Annotated in this window: 19 protein-coding genes and 2 pseudogenes; 6 read left to right on the top strand and 15 right to left on the bottom strand. The window is 64.6% G+C overall.

The annotated features are described in order from the left end of the window. Positions 1-181 precede the first annotated feature (181 nt). Positions 182-460 carry an FAD-binding protein gene (locus tag OL239_RS19560; protein WP_329609209.1) on the bottom strand — a complete coding sequence of 93 codons (279 nt, stop codon included), beginning with the start codon at positions 458-460 and terminating at the stop codon, positions 182-184. Positions 461-565: 105 nt separating this feature from the next. Here OL239_RS19560 and OL239_RS11945 point away from each other — a divergent pair, with 105 nt between their 5' ends. Continuing rightward, positions 566-1165, top strand: a complete 600-nt coding sequence (locus tag OL239_RS11945; RefSeq protein ID WP_268909143.1) for a helix-turn-helix domain-containing protein — start codon at positions 566-568, stop codon at positions 1163-1165. A gap of 64 nt (positions 1166-1229) precedes the next feature. On the opposite strand, the gene OL239_RS11950 is transcribed toward OL239_RS11945, so the two are convergent. Together OL239_RS11950 and OL239_RS11955 are read right to left on the bottom strand one after the other, a co-directional pair. After that, positions 1230-2180 carry a zinc-binding dehydrogenase gene (locus tag OL239_RS11950; protein ID WP_268909144.1) on the bottom strand — a complete coding sequence of 317 codons (951 nt, stop codon included), beginning with the start codon at positions 2178-2180 and terminating at the stop codon, positions 1230-1232. 111 nt (positions 2181-2291) lie between these two features. Next, positions 2292-3731 (bottom strand): ABC transporter permease, encoded by a 1440-nt coding sequence (locus tag OL239_RS11955; protein WP_268909145.1) that lies wholly within the window; start codon positions 3729-3731, stop codon positions 2292-2294. Between the two features lie 380 nt (positions 3732-4111). Between OL239_RS11955 and OL239_RS11960 the strand changes: the two genes are divergently transcribed. Further along, a complete protein-coding gene (locus OL239_RS11960) occupies positions 4112-5215 on the top strand; it encodes a type I phosphomannose isomerase catalytic subunit (RefSeq protein WP_268909146.1) in 1104 nt (367 codons plus the stop codon). A gap of 69 nt (positions 5216-5284) precedes the next feature. On the opposite strand, the gene OL239_RS11965 is transcribed toward OL239_RS11960, so the two are convergent. The 3 genes from OL239_RS11965 to OL239_RS11975 form a co-directional block, all read right to left on the bottom strand. Next, positions 5285-5410 carry a hypothetical protein gene (locus tag OL239_RS11965; protein ID WP_268909147.1) on the bottom strand — a complete coding sequence of 42 codons (126 nt, stop codon included), beginning with the start codon at positions 5408-5410 and terminating at the stop codon, positions 5285-5287. Beyond that, positions 5407-6045, bottom strand: coding sequence for a LysR substrate-binding domain-containing protein (locus OL239_RS11970; RefSeq protein WP_268909148.1), 639 nt, complete (start codon positions 6043-6045; stop codon positions 5407-5409). The genes OL239_RS11965 and OL239_RS11970 overlap by 4 nt, the downstream gene beginning before the upstream one ends. A gap of 104 nt (positions 6046-6149) precedes the next feature. After that, positions 6150-6320 carry a helix-turn-helix domain-containing protein gene (locus tag OL239_RS11975; protein ID WP_268909149.1) on the bottom strand — a complete coding sequence of 57 codons (171 nt, stop codon included), beginning with the start codon at positions 6318-6320 and terminating at the stop codon, positions 6150-6152. A gap of 153 nt (positions 6321-6473) precedes the next feature. Here OL239_RS11975 and OL239_RS11980 point away from each other — a divergent pair, with 153 nt between their 5' ends. Beyond that, positions 6474-7355 carry a DMT family transporter gene (locus OL239_RS11980; protein ID WP_268909150.1) on the top strand — a complete coding sequence of 294 codons (882 nt, stop codon included), beginning with the start codon at positions 6474-6476 and terminating at the stop codon, positions 7353-7355. Here the strand turns inward: OL239_RS11980 and OL239_RS11985 are convergent. Further along, positions 7332-7676, bottom strand: a pseudogene (locus tag OL239_RS11985) (hypothetical protein); the annotation flags it as partial. The gene OL239_RS11980 and the pseudogene OL239_RS11985 overlap by 24 nt on opposite strands. Further along, the gene (locus tag OL239_RS11990) at positions 7670-7927 is read right to left on the bottom strand and encodes a TetR/AcrR family transcriptional regulator (RefSeq protein WP_329609412.1); all 258 of its coding nucleotides are present in this window, start codon (positions 7925-7927) and stop codon (positions 7670-7672) included. The gene OL239_RS11990 and the pseudogene OL239_RS11985, both read right to left, overlap by 7 nt. A gap of 115 nt (positions 7928-8042) precedes the next feature. On the opposite strand from OL239_RS11990, the gene OL239_RS11995 reads away from it, so the two are divergent. After that, entirely contained in the window at positions 8043-8789 is a 747-nt protein-coding gene (locus OL239_RS11995) for an SDR family NAD(P)-dependent oxidoreductase (RefSeq protein WP_268909151.1), read from the top strand. Beyond that, the gene (locus OL239_RS12000) at positions 8789-9043 is read left to right on the top strand and encodes a hypothetical protein (RefSeq protein WP_268909152.1); all 255 of its coding nucleotides are present in this window, start codon (positions 8789-8791) and stop codon (positions 9041-9043) included. The genes OL239_RS11995 and OL239_RS12000 overlap by 1 nt, the downstream gene beginning before the upstream one ends. A 12-nt stretch (positions 9044-9055) precedes the next feature. Here the strand turns inward: OL239_RS12000 and OL239_RS12005 are convergent, their stop codons facing one another. The 6 genes and pseudogenes from OL239_RS12005 to OL239_RS12030 all read right to left on the bottom strand — a co-directional run bounded on the left by OL239_RS12005 (position 9056) and on the right by OL239_RS12030 (position 14189). Then, entirely contained in the window at positions 9056-9301 is a 246-nt protein-coding gene (locus tag OL239_RS12005; protein WP_268909153.1) for a hypothetical protein, read from the bottom strand. A 243-nt stretch (positions 9302-9544) separates the two neighbouring features. Then, the gene (locus OL239_RS12010; protein WP_268909154.1) at positions 9545-10453 is read right to left on the bottom strand and encodes a metal ABC transporter permease; all 909 of its coding nucleotides are present in this window, start codon (positions 10451-10453) and stop codon (positions 9545-9547) included. Beyond that, a complete protein-coding gene (locus OL239_RS12015) occupies positions 10450-11181 on the bottom strand; it encodes a metal ABC transporter ATP-binding protein (protein ID WP_329609210.1) in 732 nt (243 codons plus the stop codon). Before OL239_RS12015 ends, OL239_RS12010 begins: the two co-directional genes overlap by 4 nt. Beyond that, positions 11159-12097 carry a metal ABC transporter substrate-binding protein gene (locus tag OL239_RS12020; protein ID WP_329609211.1) on the bottom strand — a complete coding sequence of 313 codons (939 nt, stop codon included), beginning with the start codon at positions 12095-12097 and terminating at the stop codon, positions 11159-11161. The genes OL239_RS12015 and OL239_RS12020 overlap by 23 nt, the downstream gene beginning before the upstream one ends. A gap of 6 nt (positions 12098-12103) precedes the next feature. After that, positions 12104-13462, bottom strand: a complete 1359-nt coding sequence (locus OL239_RS12025; protein ID WP_268909157.1) for a hypothetical protein — start codon at positions 13460-13462, stop codon at positions 12104-12106. A gap of 320 nt (positions 13463-13782) precedes the next feature. Next, positions 13783-14189 (bottom strand): annotated as a pseudogene (locus OL239_RS12030) (NUDIX domain-containing protein). Positions 14190-14413: 224 nt separating this feature from the next. On the opposite strand from OL239_RS12030, the gene OL239_RS12035 reads away from it, so the two are divergent. Next, positions 14414-15352 (top strand): 5'-3' exonuclease, encoded by a 939-nt coding sequence (locus tag OL239_RS12035; RefSeq protein WP_268909158.1) that lies wholly within the window; start codon positions 14414-14416, stop codon positions 15350-15352. A gap of 827 nt (positions 15353-16179) precedes the next feature. On the opposite strand, the gene OL239_RS12040 is transcribed toward OL239_RS12035, so the two are convergent. Next, a complete protein-coding gene (locus OL239_RS12040; protein ID WP_268909159.1) occupies positions 16180-16518 on the bottom strand; it encodes a hypothetical protein in 339 nt (112 codons plus the stop codon). Positions 16519-16620 lie beyond the last annotated feature (102 nt).

Genomic DNA, 16620 nt, shown 5'->3' on the forward strand with positions numbered 1-16620 from the left:
TGGTCCTGAACTTCCCAGCCGTGGCAGTAGGGGCAGTGCAGCACTCCGGTACCCCAGTGTTCCGCCAGCCCGGAAACGTCCGGCAGCACGTCCCGGACGCCGGACGCAGCCAGCAACCGGCGTGCGCGCAGCACGCGCCCGTCCTCAAGCCGGACATCAAACCGTCCGTCCGGATTCCGTGTCACGGTGGACACCGCGCCCGCCACGAGGGTGCCGCCGTAACCGGCCACTTCAGCGCGGCCGGCCTCGTAGAGCTCCCCGGCGCCGTACCCTCACGCCCCAGATAATTGTGCACATGGGCCGCGGGGGCGTTGCGCGGATCTCCGGCATCCACCACCGCTACGGACCGCCGTGCCCGGACCAGTGCCAGGGCCCCGCTGAGTCCGGCTGCGGCACCGCCGACCACGACGACGTCGTACTCTTCCGTCCGTGCCGCCGTTGAGCTTTTATTCCCTGCCATGATGTCCTCCGGATTCGTGGTGCCGGGACTTCCCGGCTGTCCTTCCAGTCTGAATCCCGCCCATCAGGGCAGCAATGTTTCTTGCTGGTATGGCAAAATCAAGCCATGAGCACAGATGAAAATGACACCCTCAGCGGAGTCGGTCCCCGGCTCCGAACCCTGCGGTCGGACCGCAGCACCACGCTGGCAGCGCTCTCGGCCGCCACCGGTATTTCGGTGAGTACGCTTTCACGGCTGGAATCCGGGCAGCGCCGGCCCACGCTCGAACTGCTGCTGCCGCTGGCCAGGACCTACGGCGTCACCATCGACGAACTGGTGGGCGGGCCGGCAACCGGAGATCCGCGGGTACACATGCAGCCGATCAAACGCGGCGGGGCGGTGATCATTCCGCTTACGGAAAAGGCCGGGGGCATCAGCGCCTACAAGTACATTCTGCCGGCACAGCGCACACCTTCAGTGCCTGATCCCCGCACCCATGAGGGCTACGAGTGGCTCTATGTGCTGAGCGGAAAGCTGCGGCTCGTCCTCGGCGAGCAGGAACTAATCCTGCATCCGGGCGAAGCCGCGGAGTTCAACACCCGCCTGCCGCACTGGCTGGGCACTGCAGACCTGAAGGCGGTCGAGTTCATCACCCTGTTCGGCCCGCAGGGCGAGCGCGCCCACCTGCGGGCCCGTCCGTCCCCGACCCGGCGCCCGGCGGGCTGACCGGGCGAAACCGGCAAGTCACCCGGGCGCCGGCTCCGCAGTGCCCGGCAAGTCAGTGCCCGGCCTAATAGACCGCGATAAAACGCCCGACGACGCCGCCGGTCCGCAGCTTGTTGATCGCCTCCGGAATCTCCGCCTGCGTAATGATGTTCATCGGCGGGTTCAGCTTGCCGGACTTCATCAGGTCATACAGCGCCTCGAGATCGTCCTTGGTGCCGGATTTGGAGCCCTTGATGGAGAGCTGGTTGATGATGATCGGATAGGTGTTGATGGTGGCCTCCAACCGGCCCATGCCCACCTGGACCAGCGTGCCGAACTCCGCGAGCGTTTCAACGCCGGCGGCGGTGGTCGTGCCGAAACCGGCATAGTCCACGATCAGGTCCAGGTTCCTGTCCTTGAACTCACTGATGGATTCCGCCACGCCGGACAGCCCGATCTCATCGGCAAGGTTGCGGGTTTCAGGGTTGATCTCAGCGCCGTACACCTCGGCGCCGGCCAGCACGGCCACCCGCGCACCAATGTAGCCAAGACCGCCGAGGCCGATGATCCCCACCTTCATCCCGCGCCTGGCGCCGCCCACGGCCATGACCGCGTGGTAGGCGGTGAGTCCGGCGTCGGTGGCCATTGCCGCCAGGTCAAAGGGAACCTCGTCCGGCAGCCGGACCAGGTTGTCGTCGGTGGCCAGGAGTTTGGGGCCGAATCCTCCGTCCCATTTCCCGTAACCGAGCGCGTCGCCGTCGCTCATGACCGGCGCCAGTCCCACCCGGTCGCCGACCTTCCAACGCTCCATTCCCTCACCCACTTCGGAGATGACACCCGCGTTCTCGTGTCCCATGGTGCGCGGAAGCTCAAAGAACAGCGGCATCCAGCCGGGATCGTCCAGGGCCGTGACATCGGAGTGGCACACGCCGGCCGCCTTGACGTCGACGACCACCTGCCCGGGTCCGGCGTGCGGTTCGGGAACTTCGTTGAGCTCCAGTGGATTGTTGGTGCCGGTGAACTGCCATGCCTTCATGGGAAGGCTCCTTCCAGATGGTTGTTTTCGTTCCTGCCCGGGTCTGGGGAGGCCGGGTGCCGGCCCGGGCGGAGGACCGGTTTATGACGCCGGCCAGCTGCCCGGCGCCGGTCAGGCCGAAACCGCCGGGATCCGCCGCCGGCCGAAGGCCCGCTCGTACCCGAAGGCAAAGACCAATCCCACCGCCACCGCAATGGCGATGAGGATCAGCATGCCGATGATGCCGCTTTGCAGTCCCGCGGACGCATCGGCGTCGAAGTACAGCACGGCGCGGTTCGCCATGGTCATTTGATACAGCGGCTCGCCGCGGGCAATAAAACGGAAGAACCCGGGCAGGGCCTCCAGCGGCACCACGCCGCTTGCCGCAGGCAGCCCCATGAACACGACATAGATCATCGACAGGATCATTCCTGCGCTGCCCAGCGCCGTGATCAGCGAAAACGCCACCGCTGACACCGTCACAATGGATAGCCACGTGGTGAAGAAATACCAGACCCCGTGCGGGAGCGGCATGCCGACGGCGGCAGCGACCCACATCATCAGCCCGGCCGTGGGGAGGGCAGCGAGGACCACGATGCCCCACTTCGTGAGGAACGTGACCCAGCGGGGCGGCCGCACCGGAGGTCCCAGGACAAAGCGCGGCCCCAGCTCGATCGGCAGCACCCCGAGCCGGGAGTCGACCAGGAAATGGATGGCCACGGAACCGGCGACACCCACGACCATCAGCAGCACCGAATAGAAAAACGCACCCATGCCCAGCGCGGTCCCTTCCTGCGGTGTCTCATACGCAGTGGTGGTGACCTGGATCGGGTCGTTCAGCAGATCGGCTGACGTGCCGGCCACTCTCGGTGCGAGCTGTTGCTCGAGCTGCGTCGGCAGGTCGGCTCCGGCGGCGCGCAGCCGGCGGTCCTGTTCCGCCGCCGCTGCCGACTGGGCCTCCTGCGCCGCGGAGGTCAGCTGCTCCCCCACGTTCCTATTGGCCTGTTCCAGCGCGGGGTTCACGGCGTTGGTGGCCAGGCTGCTGGCCAGCGGGCCGGCCAGCGGATTGGTAAAGACGGTAATGGAGGGGCGAACCACTTCGGAATCCGACAGGGCTCCGCTTACCAGGGCAAGCGCATCCGCGGAGAAAGACTCGGGGATGACGACGGCGGCATGGATCTGGCCCTTTTCCAGCTGGTCCCGGGCCTCGTCCCAGGACAGCACCCGCAGGTCAATCTCGTCGCTGCGGGAAAAGCCCTGCCTCATCTGGTCGGTGATGGTGGCACCCAGGTCTTCCCGGCCGCCCCCGGTTGCCTCGGCGCCGGCGTCCTCGTCGACGACGGCGATGGGAAAGTGGTTCAGGTTGTTGCCCGGACTGCCCAAGCCGCCGATGTAGAGTGCCGTGCCGGTTCCGCCCAGCAGCAGAAGCACCAGCAGCGGCAGCAGCCACAGCCGGGGCGACAAATACGGATGATGTTCCTTGGCATGGCGGACCCGGCGGGGGCTGGAACCGGAGTCTGTGTTGGAACCTGAGCCATTTGTTGAACCGGAGTCCATGGGGTGGGCGGGCATGGGGCGTACCTCCAGAAGCAGGAGTTCTCGCGCTGACCTACCTTTCGAGCGTATCGGCGGCGCCGTGCTGCGGATACACGTTTGCCCCGAAACCGTCGGGCGGGCACACCACTATCCGCCGCCGTCATGCAGGCCGCAGGCGTTGGGCTGTTTCAAACCGGCCACCCTTTCATGCTTTCCCCTGGAAGCACCGCCAACATCCCACGGAGCATTGCCCGTCTCGATGCCGTGCGCAGGAAATCACGGGCGGCTGCCCCTGGATCCGCACTCGCTCAGCAATGGGAATGCCTATAATTAAATGATCCGGTTGTGTGGCCGCTGGCCCCTCCGGCCGATCCAATGGTCCGTTTCTGTCCCACCTGGTGATTCAAGTGCCCCTCGTGCGTACTGGCTCCGAGTTCTCAAGGTCCACAGCACCCACCAGCAGGCCACCGCTGCCCTCACGCGGGCTGCTCCTTGATTGGGATCCCGCGACCTATCGGCAAACACTGGAGCGGTTCGCCGGGGAACAGCCGCTCGCCGTCCCGCCCACGCAGTCCGGGTCAGGCTCGCCGTTTCCGTTCCGCCTGAAGGTCTTGGACGCCGATGTTCCGCCGCCGATCATGCTGCACCCGCACTGGGAACAGGCCCTGGCCGGATTCGTCCGGGAACAGGCCCGGGGCGTGCCGATGGGCGCCGGAAACCGCAATTACAAGGACCGCAACCCAAAGTGTGAGGTCGCCGTAGCCCTCACGCCGCTGCGTGTGCTTGCCGGGGAGCGGACCACAGAGGAGCTTCAATCCATCGCTTCGGCACTGGAACTGCCCTGGCTTCGTTCCTACCTTTCCTTCCGCCATGAGACCGCCATCCACTCGATACTGCGCATGTCGCCCTCCGAATTGGCCGCTGCGCTGCGGGAAACGGCCGACGCCGCGGACCGGGTCCACCCCCTCGAAGGACCGGCCGCCGAAGCGGTGACCGTAGTACGGCGCCTGCAGCAGCAGTTCCCCCACGACCGAGGTATCCTGCTGGCCATCTGCATGAAGCTGATCCATCTCGAACCCGGCCATGCGGCAGTGATACCTCCCGGGTGCATGCATACCTATCTGTCCGGCCAGGCCGTGGTGGTTATGGGCGTCTCCGATAATGCGCTGCACGCCGGTTTGACCAAGGGGTGCGTGGATCTCTGCGAACTGCAGCAGTTGACGTCCGCCGGACAGCCCCAGCCCTGCCCCCTGCCCGTTCTCGATGTTGGCGACGGTGAGCAGCGGATTCCGCTCTGGAGTGACGATCTGGATCTGCGGCGTGTGGTCGTGGGCGATGATCCCAAACCCGTACGGGTGGGGCCGTTCAGCGTTGTGCTGGCCGCGATGGAGCCTGCCGCCATCACCGTCAACGAGGTCACCGCGGACATGGAGCCCGAAGCGAAAATCCTGTACGCCGGGGAACCTGTGACGGCCACACTCACCGGACCGGCCCAGATCTTCGTCGCGTCAACGCGCTAGCATGCCGGCGGGCGGACCGGATTCTGCCTCACCGATCCTGGTTACTGGCGGCTGAGGATCTTGTCAGGTTTAGGTCCGAGCAGCAAGCCACCCCTGACGGGCATCCGGCTCGATGGTCTCGATGTACTCCCGCTCCTGGCGGAAGATGAACGGCAGATCGCTTACTTCCGCTGGGCGAAGGCGAGATGTGCTCATGAACCCGAGCATCCCGCATCGTCCGCCTGCATCCCTCGAAGGGCGCCAACAACCTGTTGGACTGCGGTCCGCTGGAGGGCTTCCGGCCGGCAGAGGACGTCAACGCGTCTGGCCAACGGCAGATCACGAATCGGCTTGAGCACAATTCCGCTGCCGGACGGCGGGGACGCGGTGTGGCGGGGCATCAGCGCGATGGCCGGGCCGGCGGACACGACCGCGGCGGCAATGAAGAACTCGTTGATCCGGTGCGTGATCTTGAGGGGCTGACCCGTATGGACGGCAATGGCCTGCAGGGCTGGCAGGAGCGGAAAACCGTCCTGAACGGACACCCATTCTTCATTGGTGAGGTCGGCAATGCTGACGCTTGGCTCGCCGGCGAGCCGGTGCTGGTCCGACATGGCGACATCCAGGGGCTCGCGCACCAGCGGCCGGACGGTGACCGAGTCGGGCCACGGCGGACTGTGCTCGAGGCGGTGCGCGATGACCAGGTCGTAATCGGCGGTCAGGGCCGGGAAATCTTCCTGTCCCACGTCCCTGTCGCAGCAGATCAGCCGCGGGCTGCCAGCACCGGACAGGGCCTGCAGGAGGGGGCCGAAGTAGGTCAGGCCTGCACTGTTGAACGCGCAGAGGCTCACTGTCGCACTGGGATCCTGAAGGTACTGGCTGACTGCCTGCTCGGCGGAGTGGATCGCGGCGCTGATGTCGACGGCGGCTCGGGCCAGCGCCTGACCGGCACCGGTCAGGACGAGATTCCGCCCCGCCGTTCGGTCAGAGGAACCTCTACCCGGCGCTGCAGTGCCGTGAGTTGCTGCGAAACCGCCGATGCCGAGACATGAAGGGAGCGGGCGACGGCGGCGAGGCTGCCTCGGTCACCCAGCTCCCTCAGCAAGCGCAACTGATGGAGATCCATAAGGACAACCTAAACTATTAGTTCACCAATTGCCCTCTCGTCTTACCTGTGCGGCGCCGACAAACTTAGAAGGTGCCTCCCTTACAGACTCCCCTCCAGCGAAAACACGGTGGACGACAAAGCCCGCTTGCCTCGCTCCTTGCAGCGCACAGGGTGGACCTTTTCCTGCTCCTGGTCGCCATTGTGTGGGGCAGCAGCTACCTCGCAGCCAAAACCCTCACCGACACGGTGGGCGTCAGCGTAATCCTCTCGCTGCGCTTCCTCATCACCACGGCGGCCCTGGCATTAATCTGGCTGATCTGGAACCGCCGCCGAAGCGGACCCCGCGAAATCGTCGTCGGCGTCATCCTGGGCCTCACGCAGGCTGCGGTACTCATCCTCGAAACCCACGGGATCGCCGGCACCAGCGCCACAAACGCCGGGCTGATCATCAGTCTCGTCATTGTTTTTACCCCCTTTACTGAAAGCGCGGCCTTCCGGGTACGGGTGCCGCGCACGGTATTCGCCGCCGGCGTTATCGCTGTCACGGGTGTTTGCCTGCTGGTCTCCGGCGACGGGTTCGCCACGCCAACCCTTGGGGACATGCTCGTGCTCGCGGCAGCCTTCGTACGCGCCATCCACGTCACCGCAGTCTCCGCTCTTACCCGGGGACGCGACTACGGCGCACTGAATTTGACCCTCATCCAGAGCGCGGTCTGCGCCGTTATCTACACCTCCGCTGATTACCCGGGCGTGCTCCGGGCGGTGCAAAGTTTCGATGCGGGTGAATGGACGGGTGTTCTTTACCTTGGGCTGGCGTGCAGCGTGTTCGCCTTCCTTGTCCAGACCTGGGCCATTCAACAAACATCAGCGTCCCGGGTCAGCCTCCTCATGGGAACCGAACCCATCTGGGCCGTCCTCATCGGAGTCACCATTGGCCGGGAAACTCTCGCCCTGCCGGGAACCGCCGGTGCCGCACTCATCATCGCCGGGACCTACCTGGGACTGCGGGCCGAAACACGCCACCGCGCATCAGTGCCCGCGAACTCCGGGTGAGCGGCGTCGTCCGTTTCGCGGCGGCTCAGCCCTGTGGCTTTCATCGCCTTGGGTGCCGGCCTGCAGCATGCGCTCGACGGCGGTGACTACCGCCTGCCGGCGAGCGGCAATTTCCTCGCCGCGAACCGGGTTTTCCACAAGACCGGTAAGCCCCTCCGGCGACAGCTGCCAGGCCTGCGCGATGGCGTAAATGAAGACCAGAACGTCGACGGCCGACAGTGGGCGTGCTGCCGCCGCGACGGCTAGCGCCTTGTTCCGATAGACATCGCCCGGCTCGGCGGTGGCCTCCGGCCGCTCGAGCTGAGCCCACATGCTCAGGCGGAGGACCTCGGGGAAGCGCTGATGATGATCAAAGACGTCCCCGGCCCAGCCGGCAAGGTCCCCGGGTCGCGGGGGACATTCTCGGCCATGCGGCGCAGCGCCTCGGCCACTGTCGCATCGAACAGGCCGCTCTTGCTGCCGTAGTACGCGTAGATCATCCTCACGTTGCTCTGCGCCTGGCCTGCGATCCGCTCCACGCGTCCGCCGGCGAAACCGTGGGCCGCAAATTCCGCGGTCGCGGCGGCCAGTATCCGCTCCTCGTGGCTTCAGCGTCACGTGCCATGCGTTTCCCCTCGGTAGGTATTGACGGGCCTGTGCCCGGACACTAGTTTACAAGTAAGTATCCATTTACTTATAGGAGTCGACATGACCCGCATTGCTTTGGTAACCGGAGCCAACCGTGGACTCGGCCGGGCCACCGCGCTCGCTTTGGCCCGGAACAAGATCAACGTCGTCGCCGCCTCGAGGGGCGGTGCGGGCGAGGTCGTGGACGAAATCCTTGAAATGGGCGGCGAATCCTTCGCCGTCCAGCTGGACGTCGCAGATCTGTCCTCCATCGAGGCGGCCCGCGCCGCGGTGCTCGCCGGGATCAGGCAGGAGTGGAACGCCCGCACTATTGATGTGCTGGTCAACAATGCCGGGGTGGGACTGTTCGCACCGCTGGGCGCCATCACGGCAGAAGACTTCGACACCACCTTCGCCGTCAACGTCCGTGGTCCACTCTTCGTCATCCAGGCCTTCCTGCCCCATTTGTCGGAGGAAGCAAGCATCGTGAACGTCTCGAGTTCACTCAGCCGCCACGTCAGCCCGGCCACCTCCGTGTATGCGGCATCGAAGAAGGCACTCGAGGCACTTACCCGGAGCCTCGCCGTCGAACTGGGTCCGCGGGGTATCCGGGTCAATTCGATCGCCCCCGGACCGACCGCAACCGACTTCAACGGTGGAGCCATGCGCGACAGCGAAGACATGCGCGCCGCGCTGTCCAGCCAAACCGCTCTCGGGCGGGTGGGCGACCCAGCGGACATCGCGGACGCCATCTCTGCCCTGGCGTCCCACGAGTTCCGCTGGGCAACAGGTGAGCGCATCGAGGTGTCCGGTGGAGTGCTGTTGTAATGGATGAACGTATCGAGCACGCCCTAGCCATCACTCCGTCGTCGTCGGCCGCCGCGCGCACTGTCGAGATCACGACCATCGGGGCGAAGACCGGGCGCAAACGCCGCATCGAGATCTGGTTCTATCGAGTCCACGACAAGATCTACCTCACCACTCAGCCGCTGCACCGCGCCTACATCTCTCAGCGAGTCCAGCCCATCGAAGAGTGGATGACCGGCAGCCCGCTCATGCACGTCACCTTCCAGCAGGGCTGAAGGGGCACACCCTTATCTGGCGCTGGCTTCCGTGCTGTTTCCGGCGTATACCGACTCCATGGGCCTGGATGCCTTGACGAGGAAACGCCGGCTGCGAACTTCGAACCCACCGGTTTGTGCGATCTGCTCGTGAATGCGCCAGAGATGCTCGCGGTGACTCACGGCATCGAAACCAGGTGCTTGCCAGGGAACCGCCCGCAGCTGGAACACGACAGCTCCCACATCGAGAAAACGCGTTGATACCAGCTTTTCGATCACTTGGCAGTTGACGAATCCCGCCCGGCTTATGATGTCTTGAAGCTCTTGAGTAGAGGCTGGCGCATTGATGTTAGCTGATGCCGGGATCCCCAGTGCTTCGTTGAACTCGAGGTCATTTAATAGTCCAACCTGCTGCGTCAGCAGAAATCCCCCAGGGTTAGCACCCGGCGGAACTCCTCAAGATTTAGGTAGCCGTGGCGGTTGAGGATCAGGTCGAATGAGGCATCATCAACAGGCAATAGTTCACACGTGCGTTTTTTCACTTCTATGCCAGTGTGGCTTCGCGTGCCTGTGCAAGGGTCGAATGACAGGCCGCAACACTGCGAGAGCCGCGTAGAGAGCAATCGAGGTCATGGTGATCGTGGCGCCTGGGGACAGTGGGTGGAAGTACGTGATGGATAGTCCGATAACGCAGACGGTTCCGCCGATACCCATGGCCAATGCCATCGTGTGGCGGAATGAAGTGGCGATCAGTTGCGCGACTGCCACCGGTACGATCATTAGCGCCGACACCAGGAGCACTCCCACCACCCGCATGGAAATCGCGACAGTCAGTGCTGCAGTGACTGCGACAAGAATGTTCAGGCTCCGGGCGGGGAGCCCGCTTGCCCGGGCGAATTCCTCATCGTGGCAGAGGGCGAAGAGCGCCGGTCGAAGTCCCAGACCGACGCCGAGAATGAGCACTGACAGGCCCCCGGTCAACCAGACATCGAGCTGATCCACCGTGGAAATGGAGCCGAAGAGGTACCCGGTGAGGTTAGCTGAGGTGCCCCCGGCAAGGCCGATGATGAGCACGCCGCCGGCGATTCCGCCGTAGAACAAAAGGGCAAGGGCCACGTCAGCGCTGCTTTTGCCCTTCCCTCGGACGTATTCGATCATGAGAGCTCCAGTGATGGAGGCGCCGATCGCCCCGGGTACGGCCCAAGCGTCCACTGATGTGCTGCCCGCCGCCGCGCCGACCAGCCAGCCCATTGCGACCCCTACGAGCGCAACATGCCCAATGCCGTCACCGACGAGGGCCAGCTTGCGTTGCACCAGGTAGGTCCCAATCACCGGTGCCGTCGTTCCGACCAGCACAGCAATTATCAGCGCGCGCTGCATTAGCGGACTTGCGAGCATTGCCGCGAACGTATCCCAGAAATCCGCGCTCATTTATGCATCCCTGCCGCGAAACCGTGAAGCGGGCCATCCTGGAGTACTTTTCCTTGATCAAGGACCACGGCACGCTCAATCATGCTGCCGAGTTCGGCCAGCTCATGCAAAACCACCACGATGGTTGTCCCGGCGCCGCGTAGGCGCTGCAGACTGGCAGCCAGCGCAGCTTTGGACGCTCGATCGATGCCTGATAGTGGTTCATCCACGATCAGCAGCCCCGGCTGACGGATCAGGGCCCTGGCGATCAGGACACGCTGCTGCTGTCCACCGGAGAACAAGTGCACGCTCTCGTCTGCACGCTCGGCCAGACCCACCTCCGCGAGGGCATTCCGCGCTCGGTCCCGGCTCCCCGGCCCCGGACGTAGGTGCCGGCCGCTGAGCAACCCGGACATTACGACCTCTTCGGCCGTTGCCGACATCGAAGGACTTGAGTTGACGCGTTGGGGCACATATCCGATACGTGACCACGGGACCGTGCTCCGGGCCGAGACATCGGAGCCATACAGGGCCGCGCTCCCGGAACTGAGCGGGACCAAACCCATCAGCGCCTTCACCAAGGTGGTCTTACCCGAACCGTTAGCGCCCAGAAGTGCCACTGTCTCACCGCCGGCTACCTGCAGGTTGATTCCGCTGAGGATTGCACCAGCCCCGAGGTCGACAGAGAGATCTTCGAGGAGGACCGCGGGCGCAGCCTTAGTCTGACTATTCACAGCCGAGCGCCTCACGTAAGGCGGCCAGGTTGGAACGCATCACCACGAGGTAGTTGGTACTGGGATCGGCCAAGGTTTCCAGCGGGTCCAGCACCGCGGTCTGGATCCCGAGGTCGGCGGCTATGGTTTCGGCGACCTTGGGGTTGACCAGCGACTCGGTAAAGATCGTTGACACATCTTCACCGTCGACGACCCGCTGGATCTTCGCCACTCGCGCGGGAGCAGGTTCGGCTTCGGGATCGATTCCCGCAATGCCCATCTGCTGCAGGCCGTACTGCGTGACCAGATATCCGTAGGCTTCGTGCGACACGACAATCGTGTCCCGCTCACACGCGGCTAGGCCGGCGGTATATTCCTCATCCAGGGCCGAGAGTTCCTGGATGAGCTGGTCCGCATTGTCTCCATATGTCGCCGCGTTCTCGGGATCGACGTCGCTGAGAGTTACTTCGACTTGCTCAGCGACCGCAGCCAACCGGTTGGGATCAAGCCAGAAATGTGGATCCGCCGAGCTGTTCCCCGCTCCTTCGCTGAGACTGGATCCGTCAGCGTTTTGCAGATTCGCTGACTCGGCAGCATCGATGGCGTGGTCCGGATTGGTCTGTTCGATTGCCTCATCAACCGCGGGCTGGAAGCCGGACGAATACACCACCACCGAGGCTTCACCCAGATCCCCGACCATGGCCGGGGAGAGCTCCAGGTTGTGCGGCTCCGCGCCCGGAGGCGTTAGGGAGCCGACGTCGACGGCGTCCCCTCCGACGGTCTGCATGACAAATTGCAGGGGGTAGAAAGACGCTAACGCTTTCACAGCTGTTTCACTGCCGCTGCCGCCAGCGGTGCCCCCGCCCGAGCCGCAGGCGGAAAGAGCCAGGGTGAATACTGCAGCGGGTGCTACTAGTGAGCGGCGCGGTAAGGCCGTCATCGGTATCCTCATCGTGTCCTAGTGCCCGTGCTCTTCATCCGCGTGGTCGTGGCCTTCGTGGCTTGATGACTCCGGGCCGCCGGTGACGACAACGAGCTCGGTCGGTGCCTCAGGCAGGTCGAAGCTATCCAGGACAGTGCCGGCTTCGACGTCGACGACGTGGAGCTTCCGGGCGGCGGCATCAGTCACGTAGGCGAATCCGTCCGCGCCCACCTTGACGATCGGGCCCGGTGACTGCCATTCATCCGGCTCTTCCCACGCGCCAACCACATCGATCTCGTGAATCATTTGGCCGGTCTCCTCATCAAGGACGTTAAGCTGTCCGTCGTAGGTCAGGACCAGGGCTTCGCCGTCGGCGCCGCGGGCGAGTGAGCGGAACCAGTAGGCGGACCCGAGATCCACCGTGGTGACCGAGCCGGACAGTGTGTCAAACAGGCCGATCCTTGTGGGGCGTTCCTTCTCAGCATCGGCGTCCACCTTGTAGTCGCCGAGGATGACCGATGATGCGTAGTGGCCGAACAGGTTACCCGAGCGCTGATAGTCCTCTTCGACAGGGACTTTATGGAACTCGCCGTCCCGGAAGACAACAGGTCCGTTCTCGCAGCCGAGCGCGACCACATCGCCCTCAGCCGTGGGTGCGGCGGCGGCTTCCCCGTGGACGCCGGGGCAGTCAGTGGTTTCGGCGATCACATCGCCTTCCGGGGACCGCACCTGAACGGTGTCGCGGGCGTCAGCGGTGCCCTGCGTGAGAAGAAGATCCCCGCTGGACAGAGGAACGGCCACACCGTGGTGAGCGCTGTCGGTGGAGTATTCCTCAATCTCGTCGTCGCTGATTTCGCCATCGGTGATGGCTTCGGAGTCCATCACCGTGATAGCGCCGGTTCCGTCAGAGAAAAGAGCGGTTCTACCGTCATGGACCACTACGTGGCCAGGCTCAGGAGCCTCAACGGTTTCCCCGGTGAGAGCCGGTGCGCTCTCGAAGTAGTGGTTGTGGTCCCCATGACCCTGAACAATCAGACCCGAATCGAAGAGGCTGAACCCCCCGGTGGAGCTGACCATGACGTGCCGCCCGTCTCCGGCGTTGTTGATGCGCAGGAAGCCCTCCTTGTCGGTGGTGGCAAGGACCTCACCGGATTCGGTGTCAACAGTCATCAGGCCGCCGTTGTACGTGAGAACGGCGCGGGGCACCAGCGCCGCAACCTCAGTCTGGCCTTCCCCTTCGGTGTGATGCCGGTCGGATGCTGCTGCGGAGGCAGAACCCGCAGCCGAGGGCTTGGAGCCGTCCGAACCGCCGGAAGCGGCGGAGGAACATGCGGATAAAAGAAGTGCCGCGGAAAGGGCCGCGGACAGTGCAAGTGGTGGTTTAGAAATCGACATGACTACAACCTAAATGCAAATGATTCTCATTAGCAAATGTCGGCGTCCATCGACGCGGCCCGCGTCATTGATGACGCCATCGCCCATCCCCGGGAGCTCTACCCGCGGCGCTTTTTATCGCACTGCGTCGTCACCTGGGACAGAAGCGTCATTCTCCATGAGGTGATCTGGAAAACTGGGCTGTTGCAGGGCCTGCCGCCAAGACCTCTTCCACGGAGCCCGCTTTACAGCGCGATGATTACGGCATCGCGGCCCAATGACACGCCTCACGCTCCGATGACCCCCATTTTCATGGCTGCGTCCTTCCGGTTGCCAACTTTTCAGATCCCTGCCGAAGGCCCGCCGAGGCTGCGCAGCAGCGCATCCAGGACCTGCACCTGTCCCTTGACCAGCCTGGTGCGGGCCACGGACTCGGGGAACCACCCGGCATCGTCAATCTCCGGATATTCCCGCACCTTGCCCGAACCCGGCGGCCACTCCAGCGCAAAGGTGTTGCTATCGATCCGGTCCGGCGCAAACCCGGCCTCAGCGGCAAACACGGTAATCGACTTTTTCGAGGACTGCCGGAATGTGCCCAGCAAGGCGTATTCGGCGTCGGGCGCCGGCGAACCCACTTCCTCGCCGAACTCGCGCAGGGCCGCCGCCAGCGGCTCTTCGCCCTCCAGGTACTCCCCTTGGGAATCGACCAGGCGTGGGCCTCCTTCCGCGCCCAGAACGGCCCGCCCATGTGCCCGATCCACACCTCAAGACCGGCGGAGGGCCGCCGGTACAGCAGGATTCCAGCGCTGGTAATCACCGTGATCCCTCCACCCTTTCCGCTGTGTCCAACCCACAGCCCGGACCATCCTCCGGGGCCGTGACGTTGTTTCCGTCGGGTCACCGGCGGCCCCGCGCTGCACAGCCCGGAACCCGGCCCTCCCGCGGTTACATGATTCGTGCAAGGATCAGCGTATGCCCCGGCGACTGATGCTGCTCGATACTGCCTCCCTGTATTTCCGCGCCTTTTACGGTGTGCCCGACACGATCCGCCGCAGCGACGGCACCCCGGTCAATGCGGTGCGCGGACTGCTGGACATGATTGCCCGGCTCACCACTGACTACGGGGCCACGGACCTGATCGCGTGCTGGGATGACGACTGGCGGCCCCAGTGGCGGGTGGACCTGCTCCCCAGCTACAAAACCCACCGGGTCGCCGAGGTGGTGCCGGCCGGGCCCGACGTCGAGGTCGTGCCGGATCCGCTCGAGGCGCAGATCCCGATAATCCTGCACACGCTGAAACTGGCCGGCGTCGCCGTCGTCGGCGCTCCGGAACATGAAGCCGACGACGTGATCGGCACCTACGCCAGCACCGCGGACATGCCGGTGGACGTGGTCACCGGCGACCGGGACTTGTTCCAGCTGATCGACGACGAGCGTGCAGTCCGCGTGATTTACACCGCCCGCGGCATGAAGAATCTGGAGGTGCTGACGGAGGCGCCCATCGTCGAGAAGTACCGGGTGCTGCCGGTGCAGTATGCGGACTACGCCACCCTGCGCGGGGATGCCTCCGACGGGCTGCCGGGCGTCTCCGGCATCGGCGAAAAGACGGCGGCGTCGCTGCTGGGCGAGTACGGTTCCCTGGAGTCGCTGCTGGCGGCAGCGGAAGATCCGCAGAGCGGACTGTCCGCTCCCATGCGTGCAAAGCTGACAGCGGCCGCCGACTATCTGGCAGTGGCCCCGACCGTGGTGCGGGTGGTCCGCGACCTGGATCTTCCCACGCTCGACGACGCCGGGGCGCAGCTGCGTCCGATCACCGGGGGCGCGCGGGCCGAGCTGGAGCGGCTCGGCGACGAGTGGAATCTGGGCGGCTCGGTGACCCGGCTGCTGGAGGCTTTCGGCCGGCTGAAGTGAGCTCAGGGCGAGCTCTGGTCCCGCCAAGAGTGGTTCTACATGTGGACCAAGGGCCTGGATCCGTGGCGCATCGCCGTGCTGCGCCGGTGCCCTCCAGCATTACCTCGAAGCCGCCTCTGTCCCACGCACTTGCGCGAGGACGAGGCCACCCAAGATCGCTGTGTTGTCACCGTCAGTCACCGCGGCCACCTAGATGGCGCTCATTGACCCTTCGACCCTCCCCATGTGCTGGTTCCATGGACACCAGCACTTACCTGTGTTTGTCTGGGCGGACGTCGAGTGCCCTGTAGGTTAACCCATCCTGTTCACCGGCTTCCCAAACCGGCTCGACAAACATGGGGACCGTCATTGGCTTCGGTGCCGGTCTGGTGAGCTTCCTTGGCGCAGCCGGTGGACTGCTGCTCCGCTAAAAGGCACAACCCGGGGGATCAAAGCCGCCCATTGGCGCCGCCGCCGGGTCGGGGGCGGGAATCTCCACCGCGACCGCGGCCTTCTTGTTGCTTCCAAACCGGGGGTTGGTGACTCCTGCCGCCCCTGACCAGTCAACACCGTCAGTCTCACTGCGAATAGGTTCTGGAGTTAGAGAGCATCGACGTTTTCCTTGGCCTGGACGTCGGCAAGACCGGTCACCACGCCGTGGCCCTGAACCGGGCCAGGAAGAAGCTCTCCGGGGTGAACTTGCTTCGCCGGGATATCGGTGTCTTTCGCGCGCCCGCAAGCCGGTCCTTAGCGGACACCTCCACAGCCGGCGGGTTTGCGCGTTCATCCGGGTGCGTCCACCACAGCACCCGGAGCGGCATAACCTAGCGGCGCAAAGCTATAGGGGATTACTTTGTGCTGTTCGGGTGATGAGTATGGACGTCAGTAAGGACCACTGACTGCTCATGGACGTAGAACCAGATCCGGGCTCCGTTGTTCAATTCGTACTGTCGCCTCCGGTGCGTCTTTCCTGCGCGGGCGATGAATTCCAAGTCGCCCTTCATCCCATGGCAGGTCGTGTCATCTGCCAGCGGATCGGACGTGAGGCGTTCCCAAGCGGCCACGACGGCATTGCGCTGGGTGGCCAGAACATCCGTCCAGCCTTTCTGGGCGTTGCTGGTGCCGAAGGTGATCTGGTACTCGCTGCGCCGCAGCGGGCGGGGTACGGATGTTTGCCTCGGGCTCATCCGCGGGGGTCTTCGACGGTTCCTGGTTCATCCAGCCAATCAAGATCATCCTCGTGGGTGTAGCCGGCAGCGACAGCCTCGGCAGTAGCTTTCCACTCGGCG

This window comes from Arthrobacter sp. ATA002, from assembly GCF_026898095.1.
GTDB lineage: Bacteria > Actinomycetota > Actinomycetes > Actinomycetales > Micrococcaceae > Arthrobacter_B.